This is a genomic window from Burkholderia sp. BCC0398 (genome assembly GCF_902833245.1).
Taxonomy (GTDB): Bacteria; Pseudomonadota; Gammaproteobacteria; order Burkholderiales; family Burkholderiaceae; genus Burkholderia; species Burkholderia sola.
This window is the reverse complement of record NZ_CADFEM010000003.1, coordinates 15,215-27,638: the sequence shown is the minus strand read 5'-3', so window position 1 is coordinate 27,638 and position 12,424 is coordinate 15,215. Positions and strand designations below refer to the sequence as shown.

At 63.9% G+C, this 12,424-nt stretch carries 11 protein-coding genes; all 11 read left to right on the top strand.

Annotated elements, in window-relative coordinates:
- Positions 1–156: 156 nt before the first annotated feature.
- Entirely contained in the window at positions 157–642 is a 486-nt protein-coding gene (nuoE, locus tag HWX76_RS06780; RefSeq protein WP_050016470.1) for an NADH-quinone oxidoreductase subunit NuoE, read from the top strand.
- Positions 639–1,961: an NADH-quinone oxidoreductase subunit NuoF gene (gene nuoF, locus HWX76_RS06775; protein WP_017331620.1), complete on the top strand. Its 1,323-nt coding sequence runs from the start codon at positions 639–641 to the stop codon at positions 1,959–1,961. Before nuoE ends, nuoF begins: the two co-directional genes overlap by 4 nt.
- 85 nt (positions 1,962–2,046) lie before the next feature.
- Positions 2,047–4,377 carry an NADH-quinone oxidoreductase subunit NuoG gene (gene nuoG / locus HWX76_RS06770; protein WP_176015617.1) on the top strand — a complete coding sequence of 777 codons (2,331 nt, stop codon included), beginning with the start codon at positions 2,047–2,049 and terminating at the stop codon, positions 4,375–4,377.
- Entirely contained in the window at positions 4,378–5,445 is a 1,068-nt protein-coding gene (gene nuoH / locus HWX76_RS06765; RefSeq protein WP_050016474.1) for an NADH-quinone oxidoreductase subunit NuoH, read from the top strand. It abuts the gene before it with no gap.
- 10 nt (positions 5,446–5,455) lie between these two features.
- On the top strand, positions 5,456–5,944 hold the full coding sequence (gene nuoI, locus HWX76_RS06760; RefSeq protein ID WP_006484869.1) for an NADH-quinone oxidoreductase subunit NuoI: 489 nt from the start codon (positions 5,456–5,458) through the stop codon (positions 5,942–5,944).
- A gap of 112 nt (positions 5,945–6,056) precedes the next feature.
- Complete coding sequence (locus HWX76_RS06755) at positions 6,057–6,707, top strand: NADH-quinone oxidoreductase subunit J (RefSeq protein ID WP_011545812.1); 651 nt, start codon at positions 6,057–6,059, stop codon at positions 6,705–6,707.
- Between the two features lie 18 nt (positions 6,708–6,725).
- The gene (nuoK, locus tag HWX76_RS06750) at positions 6,726–7,031 is read left to right on the top strand and encodes an NADH-quinone oxidoreductase subunit NuoK (RefSeq protein WP_176015616.1); all 306 of its coding nucleotides are present in this window, start codon (positions 6,726–6,728) and stop codon (positions 7,029–7,031) included.
- 17 nt (positions 7,032–7,048) lie between these two features.
- On the top strand, positions 7,049–9,109 hold the full coding sequence (nuoL, locus tag HWX76_RS06745) for an NADH-quinone oxidoreductase subunit L (protein ID WP_050016476.1): 2,061 nt from the start codon (positions 7,049–7,051) through the stop codon (positions 9,107–9,109).
- A gap of 18 nt (positions 9,110–9,127) precedes the next feature.
- Positions 9,128–10,618: an NADH-quinone oxidoreductase subunit M gene (locus HWX76_RS06740; protein WP_176015615.1), complete on the top strand. Its 1,491-nt coding sequence runs from the start codon at positions 9,128–9,130 to the stop codon at positions 10,616–10,618.
- A 39-nt stretch (positions 10,619–10,657) separates the two neighbouring features.
- Positions 10,658–12,112: an NADH-quinone oxidoreductase subunit NuoN gene (gene nuoN, locus HWX76_RS06735; RefSeq protein ID WP_175886159.1), complete on the top strand. Its 1,455-nt coding sequence runs from the start codon at positions 10,658–10,660 to the stop codon at positions 12,110–12,112.
- Positions 12,112–12,408, top strand: a complete 297-nt coding sequence (locus HWX76_RS06730; protein ID WP_176015614.1) for a DUF2818 family protein — start codon at positions 12,112–12,114, stop codon at positions 12,406–12,408. Before nuoN ends, HWX76_RS06730 begins: the two co-directional genes overlap by 1 nt.
- The last annotated feature ends 16 nt before the right edge of the window (positions 12,409–12,424 follow it).

Below are 12,424 nucleotides of genomic sequence, written 5' to 3'. Positions count from 1 at the left end.
CGAGCAGTCAGTCGCACGCGAAGTCACAAGCGGTATGCGCCGAACCGGCGCGGCTTCGCAAGCTGTCAACAGAGTGAGCGCCAGGTCTGCCGTCCATGCACCCCAGTGTGCGGCAGGTTGTTCGTTCGGTAGGAATTGAAAGAGTCGTGTCTGAAAATGATCTCAGCTGAAGGCCTGAAGGAAATCGATCGAGCGTTGACGAAGTATCCCGCCGATCAGAAACAGTCCGCCGTGATGTCGGCGTTGGCCGTGGCTCAAGAAGAGCATGGCTGGCTGTCGCCCGAACTGATGCAGTTCGTCGCGGACTATCTCGGCATGCCGGCGGTCGCCGTGCAGGAAGTCGCGACGTTCTACACGATGTACGAGCTCAAACCGGTCGGCAAGCACAAGATCACGCTCTGCACGAACCTGCCGTGCCAGCTCGGCCCGCACGGCGGCGCGGAAGCGACTGCCGACTACCTGAAACAGAAGCTGGGCATCGGCTTCGGCGAGACCACGCCCGACGGCAGGTTCACGCTGAAGGAAGGCGAATGCATGGGCTCGTGCGGCGATGCGCCGGTGCTGCTGGTGAACAATCACAGAATGTGCAGCTTCATGAGCCGCGAGAAGATCGACCAGCTGCTTGAGGAGCTCTCGAAATGACGTCCCTCCACGACCGTCACATCAAACCGCTGATCCTCGCTGGTCTGAACGGCGAGAACTGGCACCTCGAAGACTACGTTGCGCGCGGCGGCTACAAGCAGTTGCGCCGCATTCTCGAAGAAAAGATTCCGCCCGAGCAGGTGATCGCCGACGTGAAGGCGTCGGGCCTGCGCGGCCGCGGCGGTGCGGGCTTCCCGACCGGCCTGAAGTGGAGCTTCATGCCGCGTCAGTTCCCGGGGCAGAAGTACCTCGTCTGCAACTCGGACGAAGGCGAGCCGGGCACGTTCAAGGATCGCGACATCCTGCGCTGGAACCCGCACGCGCTGATCGAAGGCATGGCCATCGGCGCATACGCGATGGGCATCACCGTCGGCTACAACTACATCCACGGCGAGATCTTCGAAGTGTATCGACGCTTCGAAGCCGCGCTGGATGAAGCGCGCGCGGCCGGGTTCCTCGGCGACAACATCATGGGCTCGGAATTCTCGTTCCAGCTGCACGCGCACCACGGTTACGGCGCGTACATCTGCGGCGAGGAAACGGCGCTGCTCGAGTCGCTCGAAGGCAAGAAGGGCCAGCCGCGCTTCAAGCCGCCGTTCCCGGCGAGCTTCGGCGTGTACGGCAAGCCGACCACGATCAACAACACCGAGACGTTCGCCGCGGTGCCGTTCCTGCTGTCCATCGGGCCGCAGAATTACCTCGAGATCGGCAAGCCGAACAACGGCGGCACGAAGATTTTCTCGGTGTCGGGCGACGTCGAGCGTCCGGGCAACTACGAAGTGCCGCTCGGCACGCCGTTCGCGACGCTGATGGAGCTCGCCGGCGGGATGCGCGGCGGCAAGAAGATCAAGGCCGTGATTCCGGGCGGTTCGTCGGCGCCGGTGATCCCGGGCGACATCATGATGCAGACGGATCTCGACTACGATTCGATCGCGAAGGCGGGCTCGATGCTCGGTTCCGGCGCGGTGATCGTGATGGACGAGACGCGCTGCATGGTGCGCTCGCTGCTGCGCCTGTCGTACTTCTACTACGAGGAATCGTGCGGCCAGTGCACGCCGTGCCGTGAAGGCACCGGCTGGCTGTATCGCGTCGTGAATCGTATCGAGCACGGCGAAGGGCGCCAGGAAGATCTGGACCTGCTGAACTCGGTGGCCGAGAACATCATGGGCCGCACGATCTGTGCGCTCGGCGATGCGGCGGCGATGCCGGTTCGCGGGATGCTCAAGCACTACTGGGACGAATTCGCGTACCACGTCGAGCACAAGCATTGCATGGTCGGCGGTCACGCGCCGCATGTGGCTTCGGCTGCGGCGGCCTGAAGCGAAACACCCGGTTGCGGAATTTGAGCGCACGGTCGGGCGAAGGCGCGAACGGGCGGAAATAGGTTAAGGACCATTCACCATCATGGTTGAACTTGAAATAGACGGCAAGAAGGTCGAGGTGCCCGAAGGCAGCATGGTGATCCAGGCTGCGCACAAGGCGGACACGTACATTCCTCACTTCTGCTATCACAAGAAACTGTCAGTTGCGGCCAACTGCCGGATGTGTCTCGTCGAAGTCGAGAAGATGCCGAAGGCCGTGCCGGCCTGCGCGACCCCCGTGTCGGCCGGCATGATCGTCCGCACGCAGTCCGACAAGGCTGTGAAGGCGCAGCAGTCGGTGATGGAATTCCTCCTCATCAATCACCCGCTCGATTGCCCGATCTGCGATCAGGGCGGCGAATGCCAGCTGCAGGATCTGGCGGTCGGCTACGGCAAGTCGTCGTCGCGCTACTCGGAAGAAAAGCGCGTGGTGTTCCACAAGAACGTGGGCCCGCTGATCTCGATGGAAGAAATGTCGCGCTGCATCCACTGCACGCGCTGCGTCCGTTTCGGCCAGGAAATCGCCGGCGTGATGGAGTTCGGCATGCTGGGCCGCGGCGAGCATTCGGAAATCACGACGTTCGTCGGCAAGACGGTCGACTCCGAAATGTCGGGCAACATGATCGACCTGTGCCCGGTCGGCGCGCTGACCAGCAAGCCGTTCCGCTACAGCGCCCGGACGTGGGAACTGTCGCGCCGCAAGTCGGTGAGCCCGCACGATTCCGTCGGCGCGAACCTCGTCGTGCAAGTGAAGAACAACCGCGTGATGCGCGTGCTGCCGTTCGAGAACGAAGCGATCAACGAATGCTGGATCTCGGACAAGGACCGCTTCTCGTATGAAGGCCTCAACAGCGAAGCGCGCCTGACGAAGCCGATGCTGAAGCAGGGCGGCCAGTGGATCGAAACCGACTGGCAGACCGCGCTCGAATACGTCGCGAAGGGCCTGAAGGGCATCGCCGCGGATCACGGCGCGAACGCGCTGGCGATGCTCGCGAGCGCGCACAGCACCGCGGAAGAGCTGTTCCTCGTGAAGCAGCTCGCCAACGAACTGAAGACGCCGAACGTCGACTTCCGTCTGCGTCAGCAGGATTTCTCGGCGCCGGTCCAGGGCGCACCGTGGCTCGGCATGCCGATCGCCGACCTGTCGAACGTGGACGCCGCGTTCGTCGTCGGTTCGTTCCTGCGCCGCGACCACCCGCTGTTCGCATCGCGCCTGCGTCAGGCTGCGAAGAACGGCGCGAAGCTGCACTTCCTGCATGCGACCGGTGACGATTCGCTGATCCCGACCGCGCAACGCATCGTCGCCGCGCCGTCCGCATGGCTCGACGAGCTGGCCGGCATCGCCGCGGCCGTCGCGCAACTGCGCGGCGTCGCGCTGCCCGACGCGCTCGCGGGCGTCACCGCATCGGCGGCCGCGCAAGCCGTCGCGCAGTCGCTCGCGAACGGCGAACGACGCGCGGTGCTGCTGGGCAACGTCGCGGTCCGTCATCCGCAATTCGCGCAACTGCACGCCGTCGCGCAGTGGATCGCCGACAACACCGGCGCCACGTTCGGCTTCCTGACGGAAGCGGCGAACACGGTCGGCGCGCACGTCGTCGGCGCACTGCCGGGCGAAGGCGGCCTGAACGCACGCGAAGCGTTCACGCAGCCGCGCAAGGGGTACGTGCTGCTGAACGTCGAACCGGAATTCGACGCCGTCGATCCGGCACAGGCGCTGGCCGCGCTGAACCAGGCGGAAATGGTCGTCGTGATGTCGCCGTTCAAGCACGGCCTCGACTACGCCGACGTGCTGCTGCCGGTCGCGCCGTTCACGGAAACGGCCGGGACGTTCGTCAACGCCGAAGGCACCGTGCAGAGCTTCAACGGCGTCGTGCGCCCGCTCGGCGACACGCGTCCGGGCTGGAAGGTGCTGCGCGTGCTCGGCAGCCTGCTCGGCCTGCCGAACTTCGAATACGAGACCGCGGAAGAAGTGCGTCTCGCCGCGCTCGGCGACGCCGGCGTCGCGGGCCGCCTGTCGAACCAGACGTCGGTCGCGCCGGCCCGTGCCGCGGCGAATGCCGCGAACGGCGGTTTCGAGCGCCTGGCCGATGTGCCGATCTATCACGCCGACGCGCTCGTGCGCCGCGCGGGTGCGCTGCACCTGACGGCCGCCGCGAAGGCGGCGAACGCCGCAGCCCTGCCGGCCGCGCTGTTCGACAAGCTGGGCTTGAAGGAAGGCGACGCGGTGCGCGTGCGCCAGGGCGAGCGTGCGGTGCAGTTGCCGGCCGTGCGCGACGCGAATCTTGCGGAGACGGTCGTTCGCGTGTCGGCGGCGACGCCTGCCGGCGCAGCGCTCGGCAGCCTGTTCGGTGAACTGGTGGTGGAGAAGGCGTAAATGAGCTTGTTCGATACGATCAACGCGGGCGGGGCCGAGCTTCTCGGCTTCGCATGGCCGACGGTGTGGGCAGTCGTGCGCATCCTCGTCGTCTCCGTCGTCATCCTGCTGTGCGTCGCGTACCTGATTCTGTGGGAACGCAAGCTGATCGGCTGGATGCACGTGCGTCTCGGCCCGAACCGCGTCGGCCCCGGCGGCCTGCTGCAGCCGATCGCCGACGTGCTGAAGCTGCTGCTGAAGGAAGTCATTCAGCCGAGCGCCGCCAGCCGCTGGCTGTACCTGATCGCGCCGGTGATGACCGTCGTGCCGGCATTCGCCGTGTGGGCGGTGATCCCGTTCCAGGCCGAAGCCGTGCTCGCGAACGTGAACGCGGGCCTGCTGTACGCGATGGCGATCTCGTCGATCGGCGTGTACGCGGTGATTCTCGCCGGCTGGGCGTCGAACTCGAAGTACGCGTTCCTCGGTGCAATGCGCGCCGCGGCGCAGATGGTGTCGTACGAAATCTCGATGGGCTTCGCGCTGGTGCTCGTGCTGATGACGGCCGGCAGCCTGAACCTGTCGGAAATCGTCGGTTCGCAACAGCACGGCTTCTTCGCCGGCCACGGCGTGAACTTCCTGTCGTGGAACTGGCTGCCGCTGCTGCCGGCGTTCGTCGTCTACTTCATCTCGGGCATCGCCGAAACGAACCGTCACCCGTTCGACGTGGTGGAAGGGGAGTCGGAGATCGTCGCGGGTCACATGATCGATTACTCGGGCATGGCGTTCGCGCTGTTCTTCCTCGCCGAGTACATCAACATGATCGTGATCTCGGCGCTGGCTGCGACGCTGTTCCTCGGCGGCTGGGACGCACCGTTCGAATTCCTGTCGTTCATCCCGGGCATCTTCTGGCTGGTGCTGAAGGTCTTCGCGCTGCTGTCGGTGTTCATCTGGGTGCGCGCGACGTTCCCGCGCTACCGTTACGACCAGATCATGCGTCTGGGCTGGAAGGTGTTCCTGCCCGTCACGGTGGTCTGGGTGGTCGTGGTCGGCTTCTGGATGATGTCGCCGCTGAACATCTGGGTGAAGTAAGGACGAAATCATGACGGCTATCCAACACTTCTTTAAGACCTTCTTCCTGACCGAGCTGCTGAAGGGGCTCGCGCTGACCGGTCGCTACACGTTCAAGCGCAAGTTCACCGTGCAGTTCCCGGAAGAGAAGACCCCGATTTCGCCGCGTTTCCGCGGGCTGCATGCACTGCGCCGCTACGAGAACGGCGAAGAGCGCTGCATCGCGTGCAAGCTGTGCGAGGCCGTGTGCCCCGCGCTGGCGATCACGATCGAATCGGAAACGCGCGCGGACAACACGCGCCGCACCACGCGCTACGACATCGACCTGACGAAGTGCATCTTCTGCGGTTTCTGCGAAGAGAGCTGCCCGGTCGATTCGATCGTCGAGACGCAGATTCTCGAGTACCACGGCGAAAAGCGCGGCGACCTGTATTTCACGAAGGATATGCTGCTCGCGGTGGGCGACCGCTACGAGAAGGACATCGCAGCGGCGAAGGCTGCCGACGCGCCGTATCGTTGATTGTGTTTGCAGTGCCGGCCCGGCATGAACGATGAACGGGCCGAGCCGCCGCGACGGGTGCGGGCCTTCCGCAAGCCGCGCCTGACTATGGCCTAACGATGAACCGGTAATCATGGAATTCACGACCGTACTGTTCTACATCTTCGCGCTGCTCCTGGTGGTATCAGGGCTGAAGGTGATCACTTCGCGCAACCCGGTGGCGTCTGCGCTTTTCCTTGTGCTGGCGTTCTTCAACGCCGCCGCGATCTGGATGCTGCTGGAAGCGGAGTTCCTCGCGATCCTGCTGGTTCTGGTCTACGTGGGCGCGGTGATGGTGCTGTTCCTGTTCGTCGTGATGATGCTGGACATCAACATCGACTACCTGCGCCGCGACTTCAAGCGCTTCGTACCGATGGCGACCGTGGTCGGCGCGATCATCGTGATCGAAACCGCGCTGATCCTGTGGCGCGGCTACGGCGACACGCACACCGTGCATGCGATGGCGACGGGCGAGATGGCCAACTGGTCGAATACGCGCCTGATCGGCAAGGTGATCTACACCGACTACATCTTCGCGTTCGAAATCGCCGGCCTCGTGCTGCTGGTCGCGATCATCGCCGCGATCGGGTTGACCGAGCGCAAGGGCAAGGACAGCAAGCGCCAGCGCGTGTCGGATCAGGTCAAGGTGCGCCGCAACGACCGCGTGCGCCTCGTGAAGATGGAAGCGGACAAGCCGCAGCCGGAGACGGCGCAGAGCGAAGCCGGCTCGGGCACCAACGGCTAAGCGGAGGAAAAGAAAACCATGCTGACTCTTGCTCACTACCTTGTGCTCGGCGCGATCCTGTTTGCGATCGCGATCGTCGGGATTTTCCTGAACCGCCGCAACGTCATCATCATCCTGATGTCGATCGAACTGATGCTGCTGGCGGTGAACACCAACTTCGTCGCGTTCTCGCATTACCTCGGCGACGTGCACGGCCAGATCTTCGTGTTCTTCGTGCTGACCGTCGCCGCAGCGGAAGCCGCGATCGGCCTCGCGATTCTGGTGACCCTGTTCCGTAAGCTCGGCACGATCAATGTCGAGGATCTCGATCAGCTCAAAGGTTAATTTCAGGCTACGCTGTTATGTCAACGACACTCAATGAAAACCTGCTGCTGGCGATTCCGCTCGCTCCGCTGGCCGGCTCGCTGATTGCGGGGCTGTTCGGGAACGCAGTCGGGCGCAAGGGCGCACACCGGATCACGATCCTCGGCGTCATGATCGCGTTCCTCCTGTCGGCGAAAGTCTTCCTCGACGTGATGGGCGGCGCAAGCTTCAACGCGACCGTCTACGAATGGATGAACGTCGGCTCGCTGAAGCTCGAGGTCGGCTTCCTCGTCGATTCGCTGACCGCGATGATGATGGTCGTCGTGACCTTCGTCTCGCTGATGGTGCACGTGTACACGATCGGCTACATGGCGGAAGAAGACGGCTACCAGCGCTTCTTCTCGTACATCTCGCTGTTCACGTTCTCGATGCTGATGCTCGTGATGAGCAACAACTTCCTGCAGCTGTTCTTCGGCTGGGAAGCGGTGGGTCTGGTGTCGTACCTGCTGATCGGCTTCTACTTCACGCGTGAGAGCGCGATCTACGCGAACATGAAGGCGTTCCTCGTGAACCGCGTGGGCGACTTCGGCTTCCTGCTCGGCATCGGCCTGCTGCTCGCGTTCGCCGGCTCGATGAACTACGGCGAAGTGTTCGCGAAGCGCGCGGAACTCGCGAGCCTGCACTTCCCGGGCACCGACTGGGGCCTGCTGACCGTCGCCTGTATCTGCCTGTTCATCGGCGCGATGGGTAAGTCGGCGCAGTTCCCGCTGCACGTGTGGCTGCCGGACTCGATGGAAGGCCCGACCCCGATCTCGGCGCTGATTCACGCGGCGACGATGGTCACGGCCGGCATCTTCATGGTGTCGCGCATGTCGCCGCTGTTCGAGCTGTCGGATACCGCGCTGTCGTTCATCACGGTGATCGGCGCGATCACGGCGCTCTTCATGGGCTTCCTCGGCATCGTGCAGAACGACATCAAGCGCGTGGTCGCGTATTCGACGCTGTCGCAGCTCGGCTACATGACCGTCGCGCTCGGCGTGTCCGCCTACCCGGTCGCCGTGTTCCACCTGATGACGCACGCGTTCTTCAAGGCGCTGCTGTTCCTTGGCGCCGGCTCGGTCATCATGGGCATGCACCACGACCAGGACATGCGCAACATGGGCGGCCTGCGCAAGTACATGCCGATCACGTGGATCACGTCGCTCGTCGGCTCGCTCGCGTTGATCGGCACGCCGTTCTTCTCGGGCTTCTACTCGAAGGACTCGATCATCGACGCGGTGAAGCTGTCGCACCTGCCGGGTTCGGGCTTCGCGTACTTCGCGGTCGTCGCGAGCGTGTTCGTCACGGCGCTGTACTCGTTCCGCATGTACTTCCTGGTGTTCCACGGCGAAGAGCGCTTCCGCCATCCGAAGCATCCGGAATCGCCGATGGGCATGGCCGCCGCACATGGCCACGACGATCACGGCCATGGCCACGACCACGGTCATGACGACCACGCGCACGAGCCGCACGAGACCCCGTGGGTCGTGTGGGTGCCGCTGGTCCTGCTGGCGATCCCGTCGGTGATCATCGGCGCGATCGCGATCAGCCCGATGCTGTTCGGCGATTTCTTCCAGCACGGCGTCGCATTCGACAAGGTGATCTTCATCGGCGAAAACCATCCGGCGCTGGCCGAGATGGCCGAAGAGTTCCACGGCTGGGTCGGCATGGGCCTGCACTCGGTGTCGGGCCTGCCGGTGTGGCTGGCGCTCGCCGGTGTGGTCGTCGCGTGGTTCCTGTACCTGAAGCGTCCGGAACTGCCGGCGTCGATCCGCCGCGCGTTCGGCCCGATCTACACGCTGCTGGACAACAAGTACTACATGGACAAGATCAACGAAGTGGTGTTCGCCCGCGGTTCGGTGGCGATCGGCCGCGGCCTGTGGAAGGAGGGCGACGTCGTAGTGATCGACGGCCTCGTCAACGGCAGCGCCCGGTTCATCGGCTGGTTCGCCGGCGTGATCCGCTTCCTCCAATCCGGTTACATCTATCACTACGCGTTCGCCATGATCATCGGCATGCTGGGGCTCCTGACCCTGTTTGTAACGCTCGGCGGCAAATAAGGCGGGGAGACAACACTAATGCACGCTTTTCCGATTCTCAGTACCGCGATCTGGCTGCCGATCGTTTTCGGCCTCCTCGTGCTGGCGGTGGGTAACGACAAAAATCCGGGGACGGCCCGCTGGGTCGCGCTGATCGGCGCGCTGCTCGGCCTCGCGGTCACGATCCCGCTGATCACGGGCTTCGACTCGAGCACGGCTGCGCTGCAGTTCGTCGAGAAGTCGACCTGGATCGAACGCTTCGACATTGCGTATCACCTCGGCGTCGACGGCATCTCGATGTGGTTCGTCGTGCTGACCGCGCTGATCACGGTGATCGTCGTGATCGCCGCGTGGGAAGTGATCACCGAGAACGTCGCGCAGTACCTCGCGGCGTTCCTGATCCTGTCCGGGATCATGATCGGCGTGTTCTCGGCGGCCGACGGCCTGCTGTTCTACGTGTTCTTCGAGGCGACCCTGATCCCGATGTACATCATCATCGGCGTGTGGGGCGGCCCGAACCGCGTGTACGCGGCGTTCAAGTTCTTCCTGTACACGCTGGCCGGCTCGCTGCTGATGCTGGTCGCGCTGATCTACCTGTACACGCAGACGCATTCGTTCGACCTCGCGACGTGGCAGAGCGCGAAGATCGCGATGACGCCGCAGATCCTGCTGTTCATTGCGTTCTTCCTCGCATTCGCGGTGAAGGTGCCGATGTGGCCGGTGCACACGTGGCTGCCGGATGCGCACGTGGAAGCGCCGACGGGCGGCTCGGTCGTGCTGGCCGCGATCATGCTGAAGCTCGGCGCATACGGTTTCCTGCGTTTCTCGCTGCCGATCACGCCTGACGCGAGCCACTTCCTGGCGCCGGTCGTGATCACGCTGTCGCTGATCGCGGTGATCTACATCGGCCTCGTCGCGATGGTGCAGGCCGACATGAAGAAGCTGGTCGCGTATTCGTCGATCGCGCACATGGGCTTCGTCACGCTCGGCTTCTTCATCTTCAACCAGCTCGGCGTCGAAGGCGCGATCATCCAGATGATCTCGCACGGCTTCGTGTCGGGCGCAATGTTCCTGTGCATCGGCGTGCTGTACGACCGCGTGCACTCGCGCCAGATCGCCGATTACGGCGGCGTCGTGAACGTGATGCCGAAGTTCGCGGCATTCGCGATGCTGTTCTCGATGGCCAACTGCGGCCTGCCGGGTACGTCGGGTTTCGTCGGCGAGTTCATGGTGATTCTCGCGGCCGTCCAGTACAACTTCTGGATCGCCTTCGGTGCGGCATTCACGCTGATCCTCGGCGCGGCCTACACGCTGTGGATGTACAAGCGCGTGTACTTCGGGGCCGTCGCGAACGATCACGTCGCCAAGCTGAAGGACATCGGCCGTCGCGAATTCCTGATGCTGGCCGTGCTTGCCGCGTTCACGCTGCTGATGGGCCTGTATCCGAAGCCTTTCACCGACGTGATGCACGTTTCCGTCGAAAACCTCCTCTCCCACGTCGCGCAGTCGAAGCTGCCGCTGGCCCAGTAATCGCGAGCGGAGGAACTCAAGATCATGCAAAACGCCCCTATGAATGTCCTGTTGCCTGACGCGCTGGTGCTGGCCGCCATCGTCGTCGCCTGGCTGAACGACACCTTTACCGGTGCGTCCGGCCGCCGCCTGACCTATCTGATCGCGGTCGTCTCGTCGGTCGTCGCCGGCGTGTGGTTCTCGGTCCAGGCGCTCGACCCGCAGCAGTACTACTTCTTCTCGAAGATGGTCGTCGTCGACTCGTTCGCGAGCACGATGAAGGCCGTCGTGTCGTTCGGTTTCGCGGTGTCGCTCGTCTATTCGCGCAAGTACCTCGAAGACCGCGACATGTTCCGCGGCGACGTGTTCCTGCTTGGCATGTTCTCGCTGCTCGGTCAGCTGGTCATGGTGTCGGGCAACAACTTCCTGACGCTGTACCTCGGCCTCGAACTGATGTCGCTGTCGCTGTACGCGGTCATCGCGCTGCGCCGCGATGCTGCCCAGTCGAGCGAAGCCGCGATGAAGTACTACGTGCTGGGCGCGCTCGCGTCGGGCTTCGTGCTGTACGGCATCTCGATGCTCTACGGCGCGACCGGCTCGCTCGAGCTCGGCGAGGTGTACAAGGCGGTCGGCGGCAACACCGACGCGGCCGTGCTGATGTTCGGCGTGGTCTTCATCGTCGCCGGTATCGCGTTCAAGCTGGGCGCCGTGCCGTTCCACATGTGGGTGCCGGACGTCTACCAGGGCGCACCGACCGCGATGACGCTGTTTGTCGGCGGCGGCCCGAAGGTTGCCGCGTTCGCATGGGGCCTGCGCTTCCTGGTGATGGGCCTGCTGCCGCTCGCGCAGAACTGGCAGACCGCGCTCGTGATCCTCGCCGCGCTGTCGCTGATCGTCGGCAACATCACCGGTATCGTCCAGCGCAACATCAAGCGGATGCTCGCGTACTCGGCGATCTCGAACATGGGCTTCGTGCTGCTCGGCCTGCTCGCCGGCATCGTGAAGGGCGACGCGGCGGCACCGGCGAACGCGTACAGCTCGGCGATGTTCTACGCGATCGTCTACCTGATCACGACGCTCGGCTCGTTCGGCGTGGTGATGCTGCTCGCGCGCCGCGATTTCGAAGCGGAAACGATCGACGACTTCAAGGGCCTCAACAAGCGCAGCCCGGTGTTCGCGTTCGTGATGATGGTCATGATGTTCTCGCTGGCCGGCATCCCGCCGACCGTCGGCTTCTACGCGAAGCTCGCCGTGCTCGAGGCGACCGTCAACGCGGGCCTCACGTGGCTGGCCGTGCTGGCCGTGATCACGTCGCTGTTCGGCGCGTTCTACTACCTGCGCATCGTGAAGCTGATGTACTTCGATGCCCCGCAGGATTCGACGCCGATCTCGGGCGATTTCTGCAAGCGCACGATCCTCGTGCTGAACGGCCTGGCCGTCGTCGTGCTCGGTCTGATCCCGAGCCCGCTGCTGACCGCCTGCCTGCAGGCCATCCGTCACACGCTGCCGCTGTAATGTCGGCAGCCGGCTGGTTCATCGTGCTGTTGGCGCTCGTCTGCGCCAACCTGCCGTTCCTGAATCAACGCCTCTTCGCCGTCGTGCCGTTCGGCGCGACGAAGAAGAACGCGTGGGTGCGGATCGGCGAGCTGATCGTGCTGTACTTCGTCGTCGGCGCGCTCGGCTTCTGGCTCGAGTCGCGCGTCGGCAACCGCTTCGAACAGGGCTGGCAGTTTTACGCGATCACGTTCAGTCTCTTCGTCGTGTTCGCGTTTCCCGGCTTCACGTTCCAGTATCTCGTCAAACGACGCTGACGGCTTCGGCCGTCCG